Origin of the sequence: Rathayibacter sp. VKM Ac-2801, from assembly GCF_009834245.1 — a bacterium.
Taxonomy (GTDB): domain Bacteria; phylum Actinomycetota; class Actinomycetes; order Actinomycetales; family Microbacteriaceae; genus Rathayibacter.
The window spans coordinates 3,052,729-3,075,562 of sequence record NZ_CP047183.1; the positions used below are offsets into that span (position 1 = coordinate 3,052,729).

A 22,834-nucleotide genomic window follows, 5' to 3' on the forward strand; every position below is an offset into this window, starting at 1 on the left:
CCTCCACTCCGCACGACCCGGGCCACGCTACCGCCCCCCGCCGACGGCGAGCCGGGAGCGCCGGACGCCCTTGCGGCCGATGATCCGGCAGACCGCGTAGATCGCGAACGAGATCGTCGTCACGTACGGGCTGATCGGGATCGACCCGCCCAGCGCGAGCAGGATGCCGCCCACCAGCGCGCCGACGGCGAAGAGCACGCTCAGCAGCGGCACGACGACCGGCGAGGCGGAGAGGCGCAGCGCCGCCGCCGCGGGCGTCACCAGGATCGCGAGCACGAGCAGCGAGCCGACGATCTGCACCGAGACGGCGACCGCCAGGCCGAGCAGGAGCATGAACGCGATCGAGAGCGCCCGGGTGGGGATGCCGCGCGCGGCCGCCACGTCGGCGTCGACGCTCGCGAAGGTGAGGGGCCGCCAGATCAGCGCGAGCCCGACGAGGACGACCACCGAGATGCCGATCAGCCACCCGAGCTGCGGGTCGTCGACGGCGACGATCTGCCCGGTGAGCAGGCCGAACTTGTTCGCGCTGCGCCCCGGGTACAGGGCCAGGCAGAGGATGCCGATGCCGAGTCCGAACGGCATCAGCACCGCGATGATCGAGTTGCGGTCGCGGGCGCGCGAGCCGAGCACGCCGATCAGGACCGCCGCGATCAGCGAGCCGACGATCGATCCCTCGACGACCCCGACGCCCAGCAGCAGACCGGCGGAGGCCCCGGCGAACGAGAGCTCGCTGATGCCGTGGACCGCGAACGCCATGTCGCGCGACATCACGAAGACGCCGATGAGCCCGCCGACCACTCCGAGGACCGCGCCGGCGATCACCGAGTTCATCAGCAGCGACAGCAGCGCTCCGTAGTCCGAGAAGTCGAAGATCTGCGACCAGACGTCCGTCACGACTGCCCCTCCTCGTGCTCGTGCACGTGCGAGTGATCGGGGGCGCCGACCACGATCACCCGGCCCCGGGCGCGGATCACGTCGACCGGTGCGTCGTAGAGCTCGCTGAGCACCTCCGAGCGCAGGACCTCGTCGGGGGTGCCGATCCGGAACCGGCCGCCGGCCAGGTAGAGCACGCGGTCCACCATGCCGAGCACGGGATTCACGTCGTGCGTGACGAAAAGGACGCCGAGGTTCCGCTCGCGTCGATGCCGGTCGATCAGCTCGCTGACCGCCCGCTGGTGGGCGAGGTCGAGCGCGATCAGCGGCTCGTCGCAGAGCAGGAGCGCCGGGTCCCCCGCGAGCGCCTGGCCGACGCGGACGCGCTGCTGCTCGCCGCCGGACAGGCTGCCGATGGGCGCGTCGGCGAAGGCGGTGGCGCCGACGGCCTCGAGCAGCGCGTCGACGGCCGCGCGCCGGGAGCGGGAGGGCAGGGGCAGGCCGAACCGGTGGCCGTCGATCCCGAGCCCGAGCAGATCGCGGGCGCGCAGCGGCGTGCCCTCGTCGGCGAGCTTCTGCTGCGGGATGTAGCCGATGCGCCGGTTGCCGCGGTGCACGGGCTCGCCGAGCACCTGCAGTTCCCCCGCGCTCAGCTGCTGCTGGCCGAGCACCGCGCGCAGGAGGCTCGTCTTGCCGGAGCCGTTCGCGCCGAGCACCGCCACGAACTCGCCGGCGCGCACGTCGAGGTCGACGCCGCTCCACAGCTCGCGGTCGCCGAAGCGTAGCCCGGCGCCGCGCAGCCGCAGCACGGACGCCGAAGGGCCCGCCTCCGGGGAGACGGGCCTGGTCGGGGAGTCGTGCCTCACTGGGAGAGGGCTCCCTCGATCGCGTCGAGGTTGGCGGTCATCCAGCCGGTGTAGTCGTCGCCCTCGGGCAGCGTCTCGGTGACGGGGACGGCCGGGATCCCGGCGGCCTTCGCGGCGTCGAGCACCGCGTCCGTCTGCGCGCCCTCGGTCTGCTCGTTGTAGATCAGCGCGTCGACGGCTTCGCCGGAGAACAGCGCCAGCGTCTCCTGGAGCGTGGTCGCGGGGACGTCGGTGCCCTCCTCGACCGCCTCGCTGAAGGCCTCGGGAGTCGCGTCGGTCAGGCCGAGCGCGTCGGTCAGGTACAGCGGGACGGGCTCGGTGATCGCGATGGAGCGGCCGGAGAGCGTGCCCTTCAGCTCGCTCTCGCGGGCGATCAGGGCATCGAGCCCCTCGTCGAGGGTGGCGAGGCCGGCGGAGTAGGCGGAGGCGTTGTCGGGGTCGAGCGCGGCGAGCTCGTCGCCGATCCGCCCCGCGACCTCCTTCATCACCGAGAGGTCGTACCAGACGTGCTCGTTGAACTCCGCGTGCTCGTGCTCGCCCTCCGACTCCTCCTCCGCGTGGTCGTGGACGTCCTCCAGGCCGGCGATCACGGTGGCCGTGATGACGGGGGCCTCGGTGCCGGCCGCGCTGATCATGGTGTCGAGGAAGTGGTCGTAGCCTCCGCCGTTCTCGATCACGAGGGTCGCGCCGGACACGGCGAGCTGGTCGCGGGCGGTGGCCTCGTACTCGTGCGGGTCCTTGTCCGGGCTGTCGATGATGCTGGTCACCTCGACCAGGTCGCCGCCGATGCTCGAGACGAGATCGCCGTAGACGTTCGTCGAGGCGACGACCTTCACGGGCCCGCCCGCGGCGGCGTCGGAGGAGCTGTCGGAGGCGCTGCCCGCTCCGGAGCAGCCGCTCAGGGCGAGCGCGGTGCCGCCGAGGAGGGCGGTGAGGGCGAGGAGGCGGGTCTTCACGGTGAGCCGATCTGGGTCAGGGCCGGGCGGGTCCCTCCACGGTAACGACTATTGATAACGATTGTCAAAATCGCTCTGGCGCGCCCGGCTGAGATCCGCCGACGCAGGCGGAGCACGTCCCGTTGCAGCACCGCGCTCGCGCGCCCTTCCTGCGTCGATCCGCGACAGCCCGCAGCCGAGCCCCGGGGTAGCGTGAGGGCCGAGCGGAGGGAGGACCGTGGCCGTCACGCTGCACGACGTCGCCCGCGCCGCCGACGTCTCGATCAAGACCGTCTCGAACGTGATCAACGACTATCCGCACGTGCGCCCCGCCACCCGCTCCCGGGTGCAGGCGGCCATCGCGCAGCTGGGCTACCGCCCCAACCTCTCCGCGCGGAGCCTGCGCCGCGGACGCACCGGCGTGATCGGCCTCGCTCTGCCCGAGCTGAGCCTCCCCTACTTCGCCGAGCTCGCCGACAGCGTGATGCGCGCCGCCGACGAGCGGGGCCTGACGGTGCTGATCGAGCAGACCGGCGGCGACCCCGAGCGCGAGCGGAGCGTGCTGGCGAGCGAGCGCCGGCAGCTCACCGACGGCCTGCTCTTCAGCCCGCTGGGCCTCGCCGACGAGGACGCGCTCGCGGTCGGCTTCCCCCTGGTGCTGCTCGGCGAGCGGATCTTCACCGGGCTGGTCGACCACGTCACCATGCAGAACACCGCGGCGGCGCACGCGGCCACCGCGCACCTGCTCGCCACCGGCCGGCGCCGGATCGTGGCGCTCGGAACGCACCCCGACGCCGCGGTCAGCTCGGCGTCGCTCCGCCTCGAGGGCTACCGCGCCGCGCTCGCGGAGGCGGGCATCGCCTACGACGAGCGGATGATCGGCGTCTCGGGCCCGTGGCGGCGCTCGGGCGGCGCCGAGGCGATGCGGCGCGTGCTCGCCTCCGGACTCGACTTCGACGCCGTGTTCGCGCTCAACGACACCCTCGCGCTCGGCGCGGTCCGGGCGCTCCAGGAGGCGGGGGTCCGCGTGCCCGAGGAGGTGGCGGTGATCGGCTTCGACGACATCGACGAGGCGCGCTACTCCTCCCCCAGCCTCTCCAGCGTGGACTCGGGGCGCGACGAGATCGCGCGGACCGCGGTCGAGGTGCTGCAGGCCCGGATCGAGGGCACCCGCACCGGACCCGGGACCCTGCACGAGGCGGCCTTCACCGTTGTCGGCCGGGAGTCGACTGCGGGCCGTCCGATCGCGGAGACTCCAGTCGCCGGGCGGGAATCGGCCGGGGCCTAGGCGCAGGTCCCGCTGCTGCAGATCTCGCGACGGATCCACGCTCCCGCGTCCGCGACGGCCAGGTCTCCGCGACGAAGGAGCCTGCTCCACTCCACGGCCCGCGTCGTCAGCCGGTCGTCGGCCGAGCCGCGGACGTCGCCGCCGACGGTGCGGAGGAACAGGTGCGCGAGCGGGCCGCCGAGGTAGAGCGTGGCGCCCGCGACTCCGGCGAAGTGGCGGGCCTGGCCGCGGGTTCCGTCGTCGTAGGGGCGGCGGAAGCCCTTCCCCCGGACCCGGTTGCGGCCGCCGTTCGCCAGGTCGAGGGCGCCGAGCGGGGCGCTGCGGATGCCGGCGACGTCCTTCGCGACGGCCGCGAGGAACGCGCGCGGGCGGGGATGGGCGGCCGCGAGGGCGTCGGCGCGGTCGGCGAGCTCGGAGCAGGCGTCGATGACGGCATCGGAGGAGGGCACCCGCCCAGTCGAGCACAGGTGCGCTGAGCAGTGGCGGGGAGGCGCGACAGGTGAGGAGGTCTTCCGCCCTCGGCAGCGGCGAGCGGCCAGGCCGGCGGGGTCCGTGCCGCTCTTGACAGCGGCCGAGGCGGGGCGGACCATCGTGTACAACGTTAGAAAGACTGCTCGCCGCCGAGCCCGCTGCGGGAGCCCGAAGCCCGAAAGGCCCCTCATGACCGACGCCCCCGCCGCCACCGCGCGCATCAGCCTCGACCCCGCCGCGGTCGTCGCCCCCGTCACTCCGCGCCTCTTCGGCTCGTTCGTCGAGCACCTCGGCCGCTGCGTGTACGACGGCATCTACGAGCCCGGCCACCCCGCCTCGAACGAGGACGGCTTCCGCCTCGACGTGGTCGAGCTGGTCAAGGAGCTGGGCACCACGACGATCCGCTACCCCGGCGGCAACTTCGTCTCGGGCTACCGCTGGGAGGACGGCGTCGGGCCGCGCTCCGAGCGCCCCCGCCGCCGCGACCTGGCCTGGCACTCGCTCGAGACGAACGAGGTCGGGCTGGACGACTTCGCCAAGTGGGCGGAGCTCACCGGCAGCGAGATCATGTACGCCGTCAACCTCGGCACCCGGGGCGTCCTCGAGGCGCTCGACGTCCTCGAGTACGCCAACGGACCGGCCGGCACCGCTCTCGCCGATCAGCGCATCGCCAACGGCGGGACCGAGCCCTACGACATCCGCATGTGGTGCCTCGGCAACGAGATGGACGGCGACTGGCAGGTCGGCCACATGAGCGCCGACGACTACGGCAAGCTCGCCTCCCGCACCGCCAAGGCCCTCAAGATCGCCGACCCCTCGCTCGAGCTGGTCGTCTGCGGCTCGTCGAGCTCGTCCATGCCGACCTTCGGCGAGTGGGAGCGCGTCGTCCTCGAGCACGCGTACGACGACGTCGAGTACGTCTCGTGCCACGCCTACTACCAGGAGTACGACGGCGACCTCGGCTCCTTCCTCGCCTCCTCCCTCGACATGGAGTACTTCATCGCCACCGTCGCGGCGACCGTGGACCACGTGAAGTTCAAGCTCAAGAAGACGAAGGACATCAAGCTCTCCTTCGACGAGTGGAACGTCTGGTACCTCGAGGAGTGGCAGGCCAAGGAGAAGGCCGACGCCGAGGGCGACCAGAGCACCCGCGAGTGGGCCTACGCCCCGCGCCTGCTCGAGGACGTGTACTCCGTCGCCGACGCCGTCGTCCTCGGCAACCTGATGATCACGCTGCTGAAGAACTCCGACCGGGTCACCTCCGCCTCCCTCGCGCAGCTCGTCAACGTGATCGCGCCGATCATGACCGAGCCGGGCGGAGCCGCGTGGCGCCAGACCACCTTCTTCCCGTTCTCGACCACCGCGCGGCTGGCCTCCGGCTCGGTGCTGCGCCCCCGGATCGACGCGGGGACCTACTCGACCGCCCGCCACGGCGACGCGCCGCTCATCGACTCCGTCGCCACCGTCGACGAGGGCCGCGCGGCCGTCTTCCTGGTGAACCGGTCGCAGACGGAGCCGATCGAGGTCACGGTCGACGTCAGCGGCCTCGGCGTCTCGAGCATCGCGGAGGCGGTGGCCCTGTTCGACGAGGACCCCTACGCGAAGAACACCCGCGACGACCAGGACCGCGTGCGCCTGCGCGAAGCCCCGGCATCGCTCGAGGACGGGGTGCTGACGCTGACCCTCCCGCCCGTCTCGTGGACGGCGGTCGCGCTCACGGCATAGCCGCCTCCGGCCCGCGGGACCGCGTCCGGCTCCTCGGAGCCGCGCGGTCCTGCGGGCCCTGCCGGGAGCCGTCCCCGCTCAGTCCGCGGGCCACTGCACCGGCACCGGCAGGCGGCGGCGCTCGGGCGGGGCGTCGCGATGGGCGAGGCGCTCGATGAGCAGCTCCGCGGCCGCCCGGCCCAGCTGCTCGCCGTCCACGTCGACCGCCGGGACCCCCACCAGCCCGAGCGCGTCGACGATCGACCGCTCCGAGCTCACCACGAGCCGCTCCGGGAGACCGCCGGAGGCGAGCAGCGCGTACTGCACCCCGAGCCCGAGGGCGGTCGCGTAGGGCACGACCGCCGTCGCTCCGGACTCGCGCACCGCGGCGGCGGCCGAGACACCGGCCGCGAAGGTGGCCGGGAACGGCCCGAGCACCGTGAGCCGCGCTCCACCGCTCGCCGCCGCCTCGTGCACGGCCGCGGTGCGCTGCCTGTCCTGCCAGGAGCCCTCCGGCCCGCCGAGGTAGAGCACGCGCGCGTGGCCGTCGGCGGCGAAGCGCGCCACCAGCGACCCGAACGCGGCGGCCGTGTCGGCGACGACGGAGGCGAGACCGTCGACCTCGCGGTCCACGAGGACGGTCGGCTTCTGCGATCCGGCCGCCAGCAGCAGCTCGTCCCCGCCGCGGGGAGCGACGACGATGAAGCCGTCGACCTGCCGCGAGAGGCGGTCGAACGCGCCGAGCTCGCGCACCGCCTCGAGCGGGTGCACAGCGACAGTCAGCTGCAGGCCGTCCTCGTCGGCGCGGCGCTGCGCCCCTCCGATGATCGGGGTGAAGAAGGCGTTGTCGAGCGTGGGGACGACCAGGGCCACGACGCCGGTGCGGCCGCGGGCGAGCTGGCGCGCGGCGGAGTTCGGGATGAAGCCGAGCTTGGCCGCCGCGGTCAGCACCCGGGCGGCCGTCTCGGGCGAGACGACCTCCGGGCGCGAGAGCGTGCGCGAGGCGGTGGCCTTCGAGACGCCGGCGAGGGCGGCGACGTCGGCGAGCGTGGCCATCCGGCTCCTCCCTGCGGTCCTCCCGCGAGCATAGGGGCCCTTCTGCAACCGGTCGCACCGGCGGCGCGAAGCGGCCCCGGATTCCGAAACACGGAATTTACACGGGCGACGCAGACCGGGTACCGCCGCACCCGTAGGGTCGATGCAACCGGTTACATTCGCAGCCGGCGACCGCTCGCCTCGGAAGGAGCCGCCCGTGAGGACACGATCCGCTCCCCTCCTGCTCCTGCCGGGACTCGGGTTCCTGCTGCTGTTCTTCGTGGTCCCGTCGCTCGTGATGCTGTTCGCGCCGCCCGGCGCCACAGCCGCGGACGTGATCGCGAGGGTCGGCCAGATGCTGACCGACCCGTACGAGCTGCGGATCATCGGCCGCACCGTCGGCATCGGCCTCGTCGTCACGCTGATCTGCGTCGTCCTCGGCTTCCCGATCGCCTACCTGCTGGCCCGCTCCACCTCGCGCTGGGCGGGCGTGCTGCTGGCCCTCGCGATCTTCCCGCTGCTGCTCAGCAACGTGGTGCGCACCTTCGGCTGGCTCGTGGTCCTCGGCTCGAACGGCGCGATCGGGCAGCTCCTCGTCGCCACCGGCCTGGTCGACGAGGCGCCCCAGCTGCTCTACACCGAGCTGGCGATCGTGCTCGGCCTCACGCAGCTGTTCCTCCCGCTCGCGATCATCTCCTGCTACTCCGCCGTCTCGCAGGTGGACGCCGGGCTCGACGACGCCGCCCGCGGCCTCGGCGCGAGCCCCACCCGGACTTTCTGGGACGTCGTGGTGCCGCTCTCGCTCCCCGGGATCGTCGTCGCGGCGACCCTCGTCTTCGCCGGCTCCGTGACCGCCTACACGACCCCGTACCTGCTCGGCGGGTCCTCGCAGCGGATGCTGAGCACGCAGCTGTTCTCGTACTCCAGCGTGACGATCGACTGGGCGGGCGCGTCGGCCACGGCGATCGTGATGACGATCCTGGTCTTCCTCGTCTCCGGGCTCTCCTCGCTCGTCGCCCGCCGGGGGGCCGTCTCGTGAGGACCCGCCGCCCCGTCGCCGCGACCCTGGCCGTCGCCGGCTACGTGATCATGATCGTGCCGATCCTGTTCGTGGTCGCCACGGCGTTCACGGCCGGATCCACCCTGCGCTTCCCGCCGGAGGGCTTCTCGTTCCGCTGGTTCGGCGAGGCGCTCTCGTACGACCCGTTCCTCGAGTCGCTCGCCACCAGCGCTCAGCTCGCCGTCCTCTCGACGGCCATCGCGCTCCTGGTCGGGATCCCGGCGACCCTCGCCATCCACCGCGGACGCATCCCGGGGAAGGGGATCGTCGAGGGGCTCTTCCTCTCGCCGCTGATCGTGCCCGAGCTCGTCGTCGGGCTGGCCCTGTTCCAGCAGCTCGTCGTCACGCTCAAGGTCGACAACGCGGCCGTGCTCCTCATCGGCCACACCGCGCTCCTGCTCCCCTACGCGGTGCGCGTCACCGGCGCCTCGCTCGCCACCAGCGACCCGGCGCTGGAGGAGGCCGCCCGCGGACTCGGCGCCGGACCGCTGCGCACCTTCTTCACGATCACGCTGCCGATCCTGCGCCCCGGCGTCTTCTCGGCCGCCCTGCTCGGCTTCGTGACGTCCTTCAACAACGTCCCCCTGTCGCTCCTGCTGCAGAGCCGCGACGCCAGGACCCTGCCCGTCACGATGCTCGACTACGTGCAGCAGAGCTACGACCCGATGGTCGCGGCCACCTCCACCCTCATCCTCGCGGCGACCGTCGTCATCGCGTTCCTCGCCGAGCGCAGCGTCGGCTTCGCCCAGATCTTCGGAGGCATCAACCGATGAGCGCCGCAGCGGAATTCGTCAACGTCAGCCAGGTCTTCGGTGACTTCACCGCCGTCGACCGCATCGATCTCGCGATCCCCGCGGGGAGGCTGACCACCCTGCTCGGCCCCAGCGGCTGCGGCAAGACCACCTCGCTCCGGATGCTCGCGGGCTACTCGGCCCCCAGCTCCGGCCGCATACTCATCGACGGTCTGGACAGCACGAAGCTGCCCCCGGAGAAGCGCGGGCTCGGCATGGTCTTCCAGTCGTACGCGCTGTTCCCGCACCTCAGCGTCGCCGAGAACGTCGGCTACGGGCTGAAGCTGCGCGGAGTCGGGCGGGCGGAGCGGCAGGCGCGGGTCGTGGAGAGCCTGGAGATGGTGGGCCTGGCGCATCTCGCCGCCAGCCGGCCGCGGAAGCTCTCCGGCGGCCAGCAGCAGCGGGTCGCGCTCGCCCGGGCCATCGCGATCCGGCCGCGGCTGCTCCTGCTCGACGAGCCGCTGTCGAACCTCGACGCCCGGCTGCGCGTGCAGATGCGCTCCGAGATCCGGCGCATCCAGGCCGAGACCGGGCTGACCGTGGTGCTCGTCACCCACGACCAGGACGAGGCGCTCGAGATGAGCGACGAGATGGTCCTGATGCGCGCGGGGCGGATCATGCAGCAGGGCGCCCCGAGCGCCGTCTTCGGCTCCCCCGCGAACCGCTTCGTCGCCGACTTCCTCGGCTACGAGAACTTCCTCGTCCTCGCGGACGGGTCGCTCGCGACGGTCCGGCCCGAGCACCTCGCGGTCTCCGCGACGGCCCCCGCCTCGCCCGGGCTCGCGCTCGACGGCGTGATCGTCGACGTCGCCTACCGCGGCGTCGACGTGCTGGTCACCGTGGCCGCGACCGACCCCTCGGGCGCCCCGGTGCGCCTGGTGTCGGACGTCCGGGCCGACGGATCGGCGGCGCTCGCCCCCGGCGACGCCGTCGTGGTCTCGGCGCCGGCCGCGCGGCTGGTGCCGCTCGCCGCCGACGTCCCGGCCTGATCCGCCGCGGTCCTCCCGCCCCTCGCTCCTCCCGCACCGCACCGGCCGCTCCCTCCTGCACCGCACCGCCCCTCCCGCACCGCACCGCACCGCCCGCCCCTCCTGCACCGCACCGCCCCTCGAAAGGACCCGCCATGTCCCGCACCACCGCCCGGCGCACGCTCGCCCTCACCGCGGGGGCCGTCATCGGCACCCTCGCCCTGGCCGGCTGCTCCGGCTCCTCCGACGAGTCCGACGCGCAGTCGCTCGTGGTCAGCACCTTCCCCTTCGGCGTGGAGGAGTTCCAGGAGGCCGTGATCGACCCGTTCACCGAGGCCACCGGCATCGAGGTCGAGGTCGAGACGGGCTCCAACTCCGACCGCCTCTCCCAGCTCCAGCTGGCCGGCGGGGACGACCCCGGCGTCGACGTGATGCTGATCAGCGACTACTACGCCGCGCTCGGCCAGAAGGACGACCTGTTCCAGCAGGTCGACGCGGCCTCGGTCCCCGCCCTCGCCGACGTCGCCGGCTTCGCCACCGAGGAGTCCTACCTCGGTCCCGCCTACAGCTACCAGCTCAACGGCACGCTCTACTCGACCGACGCCCTCACCGCCGAGCAGGCGGCGCGGTGGTCGGTCTACTCCGACCCCGCGAACGCCGGGAAGGTCGCGCTGCCCGACATCTCCGTCACCGCGGGCCAGCTGATGGTCAGCGGAGTCGCCGCGACCGAGGGCTCCGGCCCGTACGACATCGACTCGGCCCTCAGCACCCTCGCCGACTGGGCCCCCGGAGTGCTGCAGTTCTACAGCTCCTCCACCGAGGTCACCAACCTGCTCACGCAGGGCGAGATCGTCGCCGCCGACGCCCTCAGCGGTTTCGCCACCGACCTGGTCGCCTCCGGCGAGCCGATCGGATGGACCCCGCCCGCGACCGGCCGCTACATGGCCACCAACCGCGCGATGATCCCGACCGGAGCCGCGAACGTCGACGCCGCCGAGCAGTTCATCGACTACCTGCTCTCGGTCGAGGCGCAGACCTCCTCGGCCGCGATCGTCGGCGACCTGCCCGTGAACCTCTCGGCGGAGGTGCCCGACACCATCACGGCCGTCGTCGGCGACATCGCGGCCGACCCGACCGCCGCCGGCTACTCCACCCTCGACCCCGCCGAGCTCGTCCCCACCCGCTCGGAGTGGGTCGACCGCTTCGCCCGCGAGGTCACCGCCCAGTAGCGGCCCGCCCCGTGCGCTACGCCTGCGCACGGGGCCCCGACCGTCCGATCCCGCACCTCCGGAGACCGCCATGAGCACCACCCCCACCGCCGTCGTGCCCGACGAGTGGATCCGCCGGATCCCGAAGGCCGACCTGCACTGCCACCTCATCGGCACCGTGCGGCCCGCGACCTTCGCCGAGCTCGCCCGCCGCGAGGGCCTCGCCCTGCCTGCCGAGCCGGAGCGGATCTTCGCCGACATCAACTCGCTGCCCCCGGACCCGGCGCTCTACCGCGACACCGTGATCCCGGTGCCCCAGGGCCGCTCCGCCGACGAGCCCGCGGTCTCGTACTCGCTCTTCCAGGTCTCGAACTGGGTGGTGCAGCTGCTGCGCACCCCCGAGGACCTGACCCGGATCGTGCACGAGGCGTTCGAGGACGCCCACCGCACGAGCGGCACCCGCCACCTCGAGCTGTTCTTCGACGGCGTCCCGGGGCACCTCGCCGGGCTCGGCTACCGCGGCAGCGTCGAGGCGTACGCCGAGGGCATCCGGATGGCCGAGCGCGACTTCGGCATGACGGGGCGGATGATCGCCGGCATCGACCGCAGCCGCAGCGGGGAGGAGGCGCTCGAGCTGGTCCGCGAGGTCGTCCGCCACCCCCACGAGTACGTGGCGGGGATCGGGCTCGACAACCTCGAGACGGCCGGTCCGCCCGAGCGCTTCGCCGACGCCTACCGCCTCGCCGGGGAGGCCGGTCTGGGCCGGACCGCCCACTCCTCCGAGCACGCCCCGACCGCGGCCAACACGACGACCTGCCTCGACCTGCTGGGCTGCGACCGGATCGACCACGGCTACTTCGTCCTCGAGGACCCCGCCGTCGTCGAGCGCGTCCGCGAGCAGGGCGTGGTGTTCACCGTCGCCTCGACGACCTCGCGCCGCTCGTGGCGGCCCTGGCGGCGCGCGTCGATCCGGGCGATGCTCGACGCGGGACTGCGGGTCGTGCCGTGCTCCGACGATCCCGGGATGTTCCCGACCACGCTCGCCGACGAGTACCGCCTCGCCGCCGGCCCGATCGGCGCGACCGCCGCGCAGCTGCGCGAGATGGCGCTGACCGGAGTGGACGCCTCGTGGCTGCCCGCCGGCGAGAAGGAGCGTCTGCGCGCGTCGTTCGCGGTGGAGCTGGACGCGCTGGATGCGGAGTTCGGGCTCGCCTGAGGTCCGGGACGCGACGGGCTCCCCGCCCTGACAGAGTGGGCGGATGAGCCCGCTCCCCGATCCCCTGGCCTACGACCTCGAGGCGCTGCGCCGGGAGGTGCTGCCGGACGACGGGGGCGAGGTCGACGACAGCATTCCCGCGCTCGCGGACGCCGACCCGGGTCTGTGCGCGATCGCGCTCGTCCTGCCCGACGGGTCCGTCCGCGCGAGCGCCGACGCGGAGGGGCGGTTCAGCATCCAGTCGGCCGTGAAGCCGTTCCTGTTCGCGCTCGCGCTGCTCGACACCGGCGGCGACGCGCTCGACCGCGTCGGCATCGAGCCCACCGGCGAGGCCTTCGACGCCCTCAAGCTCGAGAGCGGCACCGGGCGCCCGCCGAACCCGATGGTCAACGCCGGAGCGCTGCTGACCGCCGCCCTGGTCGACGGGGGCGACGCCGACGGCCGGAGCGAGCGGATCCTCCGCGGCCTCTCCGCCTTCGCCGGCCGGCCGCTCTCCCTGGACCAGAGCGTCGCCGCCGACGAGCACCTGCTCGGCGACCGGAATCACGCCCTCGCGCATCTGATGCGCGCGGAGGGCACCCTGCACCGCAGCGCGGACGACGCCGTCTCCGCGTACGCCCGGGCGTGCGCCGTGCTGGTCGACGTCCGCGACCTGGCCGCGATGGGTGCGACCCTGGCGTTCGGCGGCGTGCACCCGGGGACCGGCGAGCGGGTCGTACCGGCGTCGGTCGCGCGCGACGTGGTCGCGGTCATGGCGACGTGCGGCGTCTACGACGGCTCGGGCCGCTGGATGCGCGCGGTCGGCGTCCCCGCCAAGTCGAGCGTCTCGGGCGCCCTCGTCCTCGCCGCTCCCGGCCGCCTCGGCGCCGCCGTCGTCAGCCCGCCGCTGGACCCCCAGGGCACCAGCGTCCGCGGCGCCCGCGTCGCCGCCCGCCTGAGCGACGATCTCGCCCTGCACTCCTTCGCCGTCCCTCCCCACTGACCGGACGCCACCCCGCTCCCCCGCGCTGTCTCATCCCGCGGCCCGCCGCAACCTGAGCCGAGACCCCACAGCCTCCCTCGACAGCGAAGGGCCGGCCGCCTCAGCTGACGTTCCGCCCGTCGCCCGGCCGCCCCGGCTCCCACCCGCTCGCCCTTTGGGCCGAGCCCCAGTCAGTGCACGCTCACCCGCAGGGCCGAGCTCACCGGCGAATCGCGTGCCAGCGATTCGACGTAGCGGTACGCAACCCGCTCCACAGAACGCACCACCTCGGAAAGCCGACCGCGGAGCGGACGACGACGAAGGAGGAGTCCGCTCGACCGAGCACCGCCGCTCACCCGCAGCGCCGAGCTCACCGGCGAATCGCGTGCCAGCGATTCGACGTAGCGGTACGCAACCCGCTCCACAGAACGCACCACCTCGGAAAGCCGACCGCGGAGCGGACGACGACGAAGGAGGAGTCCGCTCAATCCAAAAGCAGCGCCGGTTCCTCCAGCACGCTGGCGACGTCGGCGACGAAGCGGCTGACCACGTCGCCGTCGACGACGCGGTGGTCGAAGGAGCCGCCGACCGTGGTGACGAAGCGGGGGCGGACCTCGCCGTCGACGACCCAGGGCTTCTGCTTGATCGTGCCGAGGGCGATGATCGCGACTTCGCCGGGGTTGAGGATCGGGGTGCCCGTGTCCATCCCGAAGACGCCGATGTTGGTGATGGTGATGGTGCCGTTCTGCATGTCGGCGGCGGTGGTCTTGCCGTCGCGGGCGTCCAGCGTGAGCTTCTCGAGGGCCTGGGCCAGTTCGAGGAGGCTCATCGACTGGGCGTCCTTGACGTTGGGGACGAGCAGGCCGCGCGGGGTGGCCGCGGCGATGCCGAGGTTGACGTAGTGGCGGACGACGATCTCGGTGTCGGTCCAGGCGGAGTTCACCGTGGGGTTGCGGCGGACGGCCCAGATGATGGCCTTCGCCATGATGAGCAGCGGAGAGACCTTGACGCCGGCGAAGTCGGGCGAGTTCTTGAGGCGCTTGACGAACTCCATGGTGCGGGTCGCGTCGACGTCGACGAAGACGCTGACGTGGGGCGCGGTGAACGCGCTCGTCGACATCGCGGCGGCGATCGCCTTGCGGACGCCGCGCACGGGGATCCGCTCCTCGCGGTCGTCGCCCCAGGCGGGGGTCTGGATGTTGCGGAAGACGCTGGCCTGGGAGGCGTGACGGATGACGTCGTCGCGGGTGACCTCGCCGGCGAGGCCGGTGGCCTGCACCTCGAGGAGGTCGACGTCGAGGTCCTTCGCGAGCTTGCGGATCGGCGGCTTCGCGATGACGGGGAGCGCGGCGGCCGCCGGCACGGAGGCGGGCCGGGCGGGTGCCGTCGGGCGGGCGGCGGGCGCGGCGGCCGGGGCGGTGGCGCCCGGTCGGCGGCGGCGGGTCTGGACGTGTCCGCCGGCGGTGCCGTAGCCGACGAGCGCGGCTCCGGAGCCCTCGCCCGGCTCGGTGGTGGAGGGGGCGGGCGGAGCGGCGGCCTGCGCGGGGTGGGCCGGGATCGCCGGCACCTCGGAGCCGATCGAGCCGGCTCCGGCCTGGACGGTGATGATCGCGGTGCCGACGTCGACCGTCTGGCCCTCGTCGACGAGCACGTCGACCACGGTGCCGCTGAACGGCGAGGGCAGCTCGACGAGCGACTTGGCGGTCTCGATCTCGACGAGGACCTGGTTGACGGCCACCTCGTCGCCGACCTTGACCTTCCAGGCCACGATCTCGGCCTCAGTGAGGCCCTCGCCGACGTCGGGGAGGAGGAACTGCTCTGTCATCGGGGGGACTCCTGTGGGCTCGTGAGGGCGGATGTCGCGCGCGTCAGTACGCGAGCGAGCGGTCGACGGCCTCGAGCACGCGGTCGACGTCGGGGAGGAAGAGCTTCTCGACCTTGGCGGGCGGGAAGGGGGTGTCGAAGCCGGCGACCCGGAGGACCGGCGCCTCCAGCGAGAAGAAGGCGCGCTCGGTGACGGTCGCCGCGATCTCGGAGCCGAGGCTCACGTTCGCGGACGCCTCCTGCGCGACGACGAGCCGGCCGGTCTTGCGGACCGACGCGAGCAGCGGCTCCCAGTCGATCGGGGAGAGCGAGCGCAGGTCGACGACCTCCACGCTCGTGCCCTCCTCGCCCGCGAGCTCGGCGGCCTGCAGGAGGACGGCGACCATCGGGCCCCAGCCGACCAGCGTGACCTCGGTGCCCTGGCGGACGACGCGGCTGGCGTGCAGCGGCGCGGCGGATCCGCTGAGGTCGACGTCGCCCTTGGGCCAGTAGCGGCTCTTGGGCTCGAAGAACATGACGGGGTCGTCCGAGGCGATGGCCTCCTGGATCATCCAGTAGGCGTCGTTCGGGGTCGACGGGCTGACCGCGCGCAGGCCCGCGGTGTGCGCGAAGTACGCCTCGTTGCTCTCCTGGTGGTGCTCGACCGCTCCGATGTGCCCGCCGTAGGGCACGCGGATGACGACGGGCATGGTGATCGCGCCCTCGTGGCGGTTGGTCATCTTGGCCAGCTGCGAGGTGATCTGGTCGAACGCCGGGTAGATGAACCCGTCGAACTGGATCTCGCACACCGGGCGGAACCCGCGCATCGCGAGACCGATCGCGGTGCCGACGATGCCGGACTCGGCGAGCGGCGTGTCGAGCACGCGCTTCGCCCCGAACTCGGCGTGCAGGCCCTCGGTGATGCGGAAGACGCCGCCCAGGGGGCCGATGTCCTCGCCCATCAGGAGGACGCGGTCGTCCTGCGTCATCGCGCGGCGGAGGCCGGCGTTGAGCGCCTTGGCCATGGACATCGACTCGAGCTGCGACCCGGTGAGGGGCGGCTGCGCGGCCGTCGTGCTGGTGTCGATCGTCATCACTCGCCTCCGAACGATTCTTCGTAGCGCTGCAGCCACGCCTTCTGCTCCTCGACGAGCACGTGCGGCTCCGAGTAGACGTGGTCGAACATGACGCCCGTGGGCGGGACCTCGAGGGCGAGGAGCCTGCGGCGGATGTCGGACGCGAAGTCCTTCGCCTCCTCGTCGACCTCGTCGAAGAAGGACTGCTCCACGCCCTCGCTCCGCAGGAACGCGGCGAAGCGGGTGATCGGATCCTTCGCGACCCACGAGGCGAGCTCGTCGTCGGTGCGGTACTTCGTCGGGTCGTCGCTCGAGGTGTGCGCGCCGATCCGGTAGGTCAGCGCCTCGATGAACTGAGGGCCGCCGCCGGAGCGGGCGTCCTGCAGGTGCTTCGCGGTGACGGCGTAGCTCGCGAGCACGTCGTTGCCGTCGATCTGCACGCCGGGGATGCCGAAGCCGGAGGAGCGGAGGTAGAGCGGGCTGCGTGACTGCGTGGCCACGGGGACCGAGATCGCGTAGTGGTTGTTCTGGAGGAAGAAGACCTCGGGAGCCTGGTAGCTCGCGGCGAAGACCATCGCCTCGCTGACGTCGCCCTGGCTGGAGGCGCCGTCGCCGAAGTAGACGACGACGGCCGCGTCCTTCTCGGGGTCTCCCGTGCCGGTCGCTCCGTCGAGGGTGAGGCCCATCGCGTAGCCGGTCGCGTGCAGGGCCTGCGAGCCGAGCACGAGCGTGTAGAGGTGGAAGTTCCCGTTGGTCGGGTCGGTCGGGTCCCAGCCGCCGTGCGTCGTGCCGCGCAGGAGGGCGAGGACGCCGAGCAGGTCGATGCCGCGGATCTTGCCGACGACGTGCTCGCGGTAGGAGGGGAACACGTGGTCCTGCGGGCGCATCGCGAACGCGGAGCCGACCTGCGCCGCCTCCTGGCCGTGGCTCGGGACCCACAGTCCGAGCTGGCCCTGGCGCTGCAGGTTCGCGGCCTCGGTGTCGAAGCGGCGGACCACCGCCATCTCGCGGTAGAAGGAGCGGTGCTGCGCCTCGTCCACCCCGTCGAGGTAGGAGGCGTACTGCTCGGCCGCGGGGGTCGGCGAGAACCGCCCGTCCGCGGAGAGGAACTGGACAGTCGGCGACTCCGTGCTGGTGGCTACCACCCGACTAACCTATCCGTCTCGCGGGGTGGCCCTCGGGGAGGGAAGCCACAATCTCGGCCGCCGCGCTGAGGAGCTTGTCGACAGAGCTCGCCTCGCCGACGGAGACGCGGATCCCCTCCGGCGGGAACGCGCGCACCACGACTCCCGCGCGCTCGAAGACCTCGGCGGCCCGCGCCGTGTCCTCGCGGGTGTCGAACCAGAGGAAGTTCGCCTGCGACTCCGGGATGGTCCAGCCCTGGTCGAGCAGTGCCCGCCAGAGGTCGTCGCGGAGGCGGGTGATGCGGTGGACGCGCTCGAGGAGCTCCTCGCGGTGCTCGAGGGAGGCGACCGCCGCGGTCTCGGCGAACCGGGTGACCGAGAGCGGGATGGCGGTGGAGCGGGCGGCGTCGAGGATCCGCGCGTGGCCGATCGCGTAGCCGACGCGGAGGCCGGCGAGACCGTACGCCTTGGAGAAGGTGCGGGCGATCACGAGGTTCGGGTAGCGGCCGAGCAGGCGGGTGCCGTCCACGGCCCGCTCGTCGTCGACGAACTCGGCGTACGCCTCGTCGAGGAGCACGAGGACGTCTCCCGGGACGCGCTCGAGGAGCGCCTCGACGTCGTCGGCGGTGGCGACGGTGCCGGTGGGGTTGTTGGGGCTGCACACGATCAGCAGGCGGGTGCGCTCGGTGACGGCCTGCGCCATGGCGTCGAGGTCGTGGGTGTCGTCGGCGCGCAGCGGCACGCGCACGCTGGTGGCGCCCGCGGTCGTGACGAGCGAGGGGTAGGCCTCGAACGAGCGCCAGGCGTAGACGACCTCGTCGCCCGGGCCCGCCGCCGCGGTGATGAGCTGGGCGATGACCGCGACGGAGCCGGCTCCGATGATCACCTCCTCGATCGGGACGCCGTAGTCCGCGGCGAGCGCCGTGCGCAGGGCGGTCGCCGCCGCGTCCGGGTACCGGTTGAAGTCGTCCACCTCGCGGACCCGCTCGAGCACGGAGGGCAGCGGGTCGAACGGGTTCTCGTTGGAGGAGAGCTTGAAGGCGTCGGCGGCGGCCGCGCGGCCCTGCTTGTAGGCGGGGAGCGCCAGGATCTCGGGGCGGAGGCGGACGGGAGGCTCCTGCTGGTCGGTCACCCGCCCCATGCTAGGCGGCGCGGCGGCGCGCGCCCCGCCGTTCCGCGCGCGCCGTCGCCCGCCCTCGACGGGTACTCGGCGGGCCCCCTTCCCACCGCTCGCGCGCCGCGGGTGCGGACCGGAGGTGCAGCCGACCCGAGTCTCGGATGCGCGAACCGCCCCGCTGTCCGACGCCCACGGCGGCCGTCCCCCGATTAGGGTGCAGTGATGCGGAGTCGAGGGCGAGCCGAGCGGCGCGGGGGTGCGCGCCCGCTCCTCCGGGGCGCCGCGGCCGCAGTCGCGCTGCTCGTCGCCGCCGGCGTGCTCACCGGATGCACGCCCGCCGCGGAGGGCACACAGGCGACCCCGACGCTCCGGGAGACGTCCATCGACGTCGCCGCGCCTCCGGCCTACACCGCCGCTCGCGAGGCCGGCCTCGCGCTGCGGGACGATTCGCTGGCGCTCCTCACCGCGACCGACGGCACCGTCGCGGGCGCGGCCCGCACCGATCTGCTGGTGGCTGTCGGAGCGCTGAACGCCGCGCTCGAGGGGGTCTCGGCCGACGCCATCACCACTGCGACGACCGCCGCCGGGGAGCAGCGGACGGCGCTGGCCGAGCGCGTGCTCGGCCTCGCGACGTCGACGCTCGCCTCCGGTCGCGGATCGACGTCCCGGCGGGCGGTGCTGACCGACGCGGTCGAGCATCTCCGAAGCGCTCTCGCCTCGGGAGGCGCGGTCGCTCCGCCGGCCGTCGCCGTGATCGAGGCGCGCGAGCCGCTCATCCCGGAGCCGGGCAGCAATTTCGCTCCTCCCCCGCGCCCCGCGCCTCCCGCCGCTCCCCAGCCGACCACGGCGCCCGCGCCCACCCAGGAGCCGACGCCCGAGCCGCCGGCTCCGGAGCCGGCTCCCGCCCCCGCTCCCGAGCCGACCGAGGCCCCGCAGCCGACGACGGAGCCCCAGCCGCAGCCCGAGCCCACCGCGGTGCTCCCTCCGCGGACCTGCGCCGACGACCCCCGGCTCTGCACTCCTGCCCCGGAGCCGACCATCGGCGGGCCCCTCACCTGAGCCCCGGCTCGCGGCCCGCCCCGCCTGCGGGGATAGTGGAGGAATGAGCAGACTCCTCCTCGGCCTCCTGACCAACGCCGTCGCGATCTGGCTCACGACCCTGGTCGTGGCGGGCGTGCGCGTCGACCCGTTCGAGGAGGGCCCCGCCGCGGCGGTCCTCACGTACCTGCTGGTGGCGGTGATCTTCGGCGTCGTCAACGCCGTCGTCGGCGGAGTGGTGCGGGTGGTCGCGTTCCCCCTGTACCTGCTGACGCTCGGCCTGGTCTCGTTCCTCGTCAACGGCCTCCTGCTGCTCCTGACCGCCTGGATCAGCGGCCTCTTCGGCTTCGGGCTCGTCGTGGACGGCTTCTGGTGGGGCGTGCTCGGCGCCCTCGTGCTCGCCCTGGTGAACTGGTTCATCGGCCTCCTCCTGCGCCCCTTCCTCCGCCGCCGTCAGGACTGACACCGCGGCCTCGGCACCGAGCATCGGCCGCGCCGCCGCCACCCGGGAGGCGTCGCGCGCCATCAGTGGACGGCGACCGGGTCCGGCCTGCTGTGGAGGAGCCGTGGTGCGCCATGATGGGCGGGTGACCCCCGACTCCCCTGCGCCCTCGGCCTTCGCCGTGTGCTTCGTCTGCACCGGCAACATCTGCCGGTCGCCGATGGCCGAGGTGGTGCTGCGCTCCCTGGCGGAGCAGGCGGGGCTCGGCTCCGCGATCGAGATCAGCTCGGCCGGCACCGGCGAGTGGCACCTCGGCGAGCACGCCGACCGCCGCGCCCTCGCGGCGCTGGAGCGGCACGGCTTCGACGGGGGCCGCCATCGCGCCCAGCTCTTCGACCCGTCCCGGTTCGCCGAGTTCGACCTGGTCGTCGCGCTCGACCACGGGCACGAGCGGGCGCTGCGCTCCTGGGCGCGCACCGAGGTCGACCGGCAGAAGATCCGCCGGCTGCTCGACTTCGAGCCCGGCCTCTCCCCGCAGGGCGACGTCCCCGACCCCTACTATTCCGATGCGGCGGCGTTCGACTCGGTGCTCGCGCTCATCGAGCGCGCCTGCCGGGCCCTCTTCGCCCAGATCGAACCAGGACTGCGCGGCAACCGCTCGGTCCGCCCCGACTCCACCGACGCGCGCGCCGCCCTCGCGCAGGACACCTGAGAACCGGAAGGCACCACCGCATGACCTCGCTCCCCCTCCAGCCGCTGAGCCCCCTCGACGGCCGCTACAGCGGTGCCGTCTCGTCGCTCGGCGAGTACCTCTCGGAAGCGGGGCTGAACCGTGCGCGGGTGCACGTCGAGGTCGAGTGGCTGCTGGCGCTGACCGACCGCCGCCTCTTCGGCTCCGAGCCCGTGGACGCGGCGACCGCCGAGGAGCTGCGCCGCCGCGCCCGCGACTTCGGCCAGCCCGAGATCGACGAGCTGGCGGCCCTCGAGGCCCGCACCCGCCACGACGTGAAGGCCGTTGAGTACCTCGTCCGCCAGTGGCTCGAGGAGCTGGGCCTGCAGCGGATCGCGGAGCTCACCCACTTCGCCGCCACCAGCGAGGACATCAACAACCTCTCCTACGCGATCGTGGTCCGTCAGGCCGTCGGCGAGATCTGGCTGCCGAAGCTGCGCTCGGTCGTCGCGTCGCTCCGGGAGCTGGCCGTCCGCTACCGCGACGAGCCGATGCTCAGCCGCACCCACGGCCAGCCCGCGACCCCGACCACGATGGGCAAGGAGTTCGCCGTCTACGCGTACCGGCTCGAGCGGGTCGTCGCGCAGATCGAGGCGACGGAGTACCTGGGCAAGTTCAGCGGAGCGACGGGCACGTTCGCCGCGCACCTCGCCGCCGACCCCGGCACCGACTGGCCCGCCCTCGCGGAGGAGTTCGTCACCTCCCTCGGCCTCGTCTTCAACCCGCTGACCACCCAGATCGAGTCGCACGACTGGCAGGCCGAGCTCTACGGCAGGGCCGCGCACGCGAACCGCATCCTGCACAACATCTGCACCGACGTCTGGACCTACATCTCGCTCGGCTACTTCCGGCAGATCCCGCAGGCCGGGGCGACCGGGTCGTCCACGATGCCGCACAAGATCAACCCGATCCGCTTCGAGAACGCCGAGGCGAACCTCGAGCTCTCCAGCGCCCTGCTCGACTCGCTCGCGCAGACCCTGGTCACCTCGCGCCTCCAGCGCGACCTCACCGACTCGACCACGCAGCGCAACATCGGCGTCGCGTTCGGCCACTCCCTGCTCGCCCTCGACAACATCGCGCGCGGCCTGCTCGAGATCGACCTCGACCCGTCCGCTCTCGCCGCCGACCTCGACGGCAACTGGGAGGTGCTCGCGGAGGCGATCCAGACGGTGATCCGTGCGGAGGTGGCGGCCGGCCGGTCCTCGATCACCGACCCGTATGCGCTGCTGAAGGACCTGACCCGCGGCAAGCGCCTGGGCGCCGACGACCTCGCGGTCTTCGTGCAGGGCCTCGACATCGGCGACGCGGCGAAGGAGCGCCTGCTGGCGCTGACGCCGGGCGGCTACACGGGCCTCGCCTCGGCGCTGGTCGACCGTCTGAGCTGATCCACCGCGCCGCGAGCACGCGGACGCCGCCGTCCTCGAGCGCGAGCACTCCGTCCTGCGCGCCCGCGGCCGGGCGGTCGACGACGGAGCGATGTCGGGGGTCGCGCCTAGCGTCGGCGGCATGGGAGCGTGCGCGATCGGAGGGTGCGACTCCTCAGCCGAGACGGGCGCGCCGCTCGCGCTGTGCGCGGCGCACCTCGGGCTCGCGCACGACTGGGTCGCCCGGGAGGACGGCGTGATCGACGCCCTGCCCTCCCCGTGCGCGGCGTGCGGGTCGCGCCTGGGCGTCCGCCTCCCCTCCGCCTGGCTCTGCGCCGCCTGCGAGTGGCGGCTCGGCGACGCTCCCGACGGCGAGCTGCCGCCGCCCCGGGTCGACGTCGTCTACTACATCCGCTTCGGCGAGCGGATCAAGATCGGCACCAGCGGCAATCCCCGGCAGCGCCTCCACCGGCTCCGGCACGAGGAGCTCCTCGCGTTCGAGCGCGGCGGTCGGGCGCTCGAGCAGCACCGGCACGCCCAATTCGCCGACGAGCGCCTGGAGCGCACGGAGTGGTTCGCCCGCAGCCCCGCGCTCGACGCCCACATCGAGACCGTGCGCGCCGGGGAGCCCGACCCCTGGGCTCTGCACCGCCGCTGGCGCAGCGAGGCGCTGGCCCTGCGGCTCTGACGCGCCGCTCCGACGCTCCGGCACCGAGCCGCCGGCACGGGCCCGCCGGCACGGACGTGTCAGCTCGACATGCGCG

General features: G+C 73.3%; 22 protein-coding genes. 13 read left to right on the top strand and 9 right to left on the bottom strand.

Features of this window, described 5'->3' with window-relative positions; translation table 11 throughout:
- Positions 1 to 27 precede the first annotated feature (27 nt).
- From GSU45_RS14310 to GSU45_RS14320, 3 genes are read right to left on the bottom strand one after another with little or no spacing between them, the layout of a single operon-like run.
- Entirely contained in the window at positions 28 to 831 is an 804-nt protein-coding gene (locus GSU45_RS14310) for a metal ABC transporter permease (RefSeq protein WP_104224551.1), read from the bottom strand.
- A gap of 59 nt (positions 832 to 890) precedes the next feature.
- Positions 891 to 1,739 (bottom strand): ABC transporter ATP-binding protein, encoded by an 849-nt coding sequence (locus tag GSU45_RS14315; RefSeq protein ID WP_104247996.1) that lies wholly within the window; start codon positions 1,737 to 1,739, stop codon positions 891 to 893.
- Positions 1,736 to 2,695 (bottom strand): zinc ABC transporter substrate-binding protein, encoded by a 960-nt coding sequence (locus GSU45_RS14320; protein ID WP_159915899.1) that lies wholly within the window; start codon positions 2,693 to 2,695, stop codon positions 1,736 to 1,738. The genes GSU45_RS14315 and GSU45_RS14320 overlap by 4 nt, the downstream gene beginning before the upstream one ends.
- 217 nt (positions 2,696 to 2,912) lie before the next feature.
- Between GSU45_RS14320 and GSU45_RS14325 the strand changes: the two genes are divergently transcribed.
- Positions 2,913 to 3,962, top strand: coding sequence for a LacI family DNA-binding transcriptional regulator (locus tag GSU45_RS14325; RefSeq protein ID WP_159915901.1), 1,050 nt, complete (start codon positions 2,913 to 2,915; stop codon positions 3,960 to 3,962).
- Here GSU45_RS14325 and GSU45_RS14330 read toward each other — a convergent pair.
- A complete protein-coding gene (locus GSU45_RS14330) occupies positions 3,959 to 4,411 on the bottom strand; it encodes a hypothetical protein (protein WP_159915903.1) in 453 nt (150 codons plus the stop codon). The two genes, GSU45_RS14325 and GSU45_RS14330, sit on opposite strands and share 4 nt — an antisense overlap.
- A gap of 211 nt (positions 4,412 to 4,622) precedes the next feature.
- Between GSU45_RS14330 and GSU45_RS14335 the strand changes: the two genes are divergently transcribed.
- The gene (locus GSU45_RS14335; RefSeq protein ID WP_159915905.1) at positions 4,623 to 6,158 is read left to right on the top strand and encodes an alpha-N-arabinofuranosidase; all 1,536 of its coding nucleotides are present in this window, start codon (positions 4,623 to 4,625) and stop codon (positions 6,156 to 6,158) included.
- 78 nt (positions 6,159 to 6,236) lie between these two features.
- On the opposite strand, the gene GSU45_RS14340 is transcribed toward GSU45_RS14335, so the two are convergent.
- Positions 6,237 to 7,193 carry a LacI family DNA-binding transcriptional regulator gene (locus GSU45_RS14340; RefSeq protein ID WP_159915907.1) on the bottom strand — a complete coding sequence of 319 codons (957 nt, stop codon included), beginning with the start codon at positions 7,191 to 7,193 and terminating at the stop codon, positions 6,237 to 6,239.
- 196 nt (positions 7,194 to 7,389) lie between these two features.
- Here GSU45_RS14340 and GSU45_RS14345 point away from each other — a divergent pair, with 196 nt between their 5' ends.
- From GSU45_RS14345 to glsA, 6 genes are all read left to right on the top strand, one after another.
- Positions 7,390 to 8,211, top strand: a complete 822-nt coding sequence (locus GSU45_RS14345; protein ID WP_159915909.1) for an ABC transporter permease — start codon at positions 7,390 to 7,392, stop codon at positions 8,209 to 8,211.
- The gene (locus GSU45_RS14350; RefSeq protein WP_159915911.1) at positions 8,208 to 9,005 is read left to right on the top strand and encodes an ABC transporter permease; all 798 of its coding nucleotides are present in this window, start codon (positions 8,208 to 8,210) and stop codon (positions 9,003 to 9,005) included. The genes GSU45_RS14345 and GSU45_RS14350 overlap by 4 nt, the downstream gene beginning before the upstream one ends.
- On the top strand, positions 9,002 to 10,012 hold the full coding sequence (locus GSU45_RS14355) for an ABC transporter ATP-binding protein (protein ID WP_159915913.1): 1,011 nt from the start codon (positions 9,002 to 9,004) through the stop codon (positions 10,010 to 10,012). The genes GSU45_RS14350 and GSU45_RS14355 overlap by 4 nt, the downstream gene beginning before the upstream one ends.
- Before the next feature lie 134 nt (positions 10,013 to 10,146).
- Positions 10,147 to 11,220 (top strand): extracellular solute-binding protein, encoded by a 1,074-nt coding sequence (locus GSU45_RS14360; protein WP_159915915.1) that lies wholly within the window; start codon positions 10,147 to 10,149, stop codon positions 11,218 to 11,220.
- Positions 11,221 to 11,290: 70 nt separating this feature from the next.
- Positions 11,291 to 12,415, top strand: a complete 1,125-nt coding sequence (locus GSU45_RS14365) for a hypothetical protein (protein ID WP_244248128.1) — start codon at positions 11,291 to 11,293, stop codon at positions 12,413 to 12,415.
- Between the two features lie 43 nt (positions 12,416 to 12,458).
- On the top strand, positions 12,459 to 13,397 hold the full coding sequence (gene glsA / locus GSU45_RS14370) for a glutaminase A (RefSeq protein WP_159915917.1): 939 nt from the start codon (positions 12,459 to 12,461) through the stop codon (positions 13,395 to 13,397).
- A 463-nt stretch (positions 13,398 to 13,860) separates the two neighbouring features.
- On the opposite strand, the gene GSU45_RS14375 is transcribed toward glsA, so the two are convergent.
- From GSU45_RS14375 to hisC, 4 genes are read right to left on the bottom strand one after another with little or no spacing between them, the layout of a single operon-like run.
- Positions 13,861 to 15,201 (bottom strand): dihydrolipoamide acetyltransferase family protein, encoded by a 1,341-nt coding sequence (locus tag GSU45_RS14375; RefSeq protein WP_104233554.1) that lies wholly within the window; start codon positions 15,199 to 15,201, stop codon positions 13,861 to 13,863.
- A 43-nt stretch (positions 15,202 to 15,244) separates the two neighbouring features.
- On the bottom strand, positions 15,245 to 16,273 hold the full coding sequence (locus GSU45_RS14380; RefSeq protein WP_159915919.1) for an alpha-ketoacid dehydrogenase subunit beta: 1,029 nt from the start codon (positions 16,271 to 16,273) through the stop codon (positions 15,245 to 15,247).
- Positions 16,273 to 17,400: a thiamine pyrophosphate-dependent dehydrogenase E1 component subunit alpha gene (locus GSU45_RS14385; RefSeq protein ID WP_104226633.1), complete on the bottom strand. Its 1,128-nt coding sequence runs from the start codon at positions 17,398 to 17,400 to the stop codon at positions 16,273 to 16,275. The genes GSU45_RS14380 and GSU45_RS14385 overlap by 1 nt, the downstream gene beginning before the upstream one ends.
- Before the next feature lie 4 nt (positions 17,401 to 17,404).
- Positions 17,405 to 18,511: a histidinol-phosphate transaminase gene (hisC, locus tag GSU45_RS14390; protein WP_244248129.1), complete on the bottom strand. Its 1,107-nt coding sequence runs from the start codon at positions 18,509 to 18,511 to the stop codon at positions 17,405 to 17,407.
- A gap of 207 nt (positions 18,512 to 18,718) precedes the next feature.
- Here hisC and GSU45_RS14395 point away from each other — a divergent pair, with 207 nt between their 5' ends.
- The 5 genes from GSU45_RS14395 to GSU45_RS14415 all read left to right on the top strand — a co-directional run bounded on the left by GSU45_RS14395 (position 18,719) and on the right by GSU45_RS14415 (position 22,758).
- Complete coding sequence (locus tag GSU45_RS14395) at positions 18,719 to 19,555, top strand: hypothetical protein (RefSeq protein WP_159915923.1); 837 nt, start codon at positions 18,719 to 18,721, stop codon at positions 19,553 to 19,555.
- 43 nt (positions 19,556 to 19,598) lie between these two features.
- The gene (locus tag GSU45_RS14400; protein ID WP_159915925.1) at positions 19,599 to 19,997 is read left to right on the top strand and encodes a phage holin family protein; all 399 of its coding nucleotides are present in this window, start codon (positions 19,599 to 19,601) and stop codon (positions 19,995 to 19,997) included.
- A 124-nt stretch (positions 19,998 to 20,121) separates the two neighbouring features.
- Positions 20,122 to 20,688, top strand: a complete 567-nt coding sequence (locus GSU45_RS14405) for a low molecular weight protein-tyrosine-phosphatase (protein ID WP_208543442.1) — start codon at positions 20,122 to 20,124, stop codon at positions 20,686 to 20,688.
- Positions 20,689 to 20,708: 20 nt separating this feature from the next.
- Positions 20,709 to 22,091, top strand: a complete 1,383-nt coding sequence (purB, locus tag GSU45_RS14410; RefSeq protein ID WP_159915927.1) for an adenylosuccinate lyase — start codon at positions 20,709 to 20,711, stop codon at positions 22,089 to 22,091.
- Positions 22,092 to 22,212: 121 nt separating this feature from the next.
- The gene (locus tag GSU45_RS14415; RefSeq protein WP_159915929.1) at positions 22,213 to 22,758 is read left to right on the top strand and encodes a GIY-YIG nuclease family protein; all 546 of its coding nucleotides are present in this window, start codon (positions 22,213 to 22,215) and stop codon (positions 22,756 to 22,758) included.
- Positions 22,759 to 22,834: the final 76 nt, after the last annotated feature.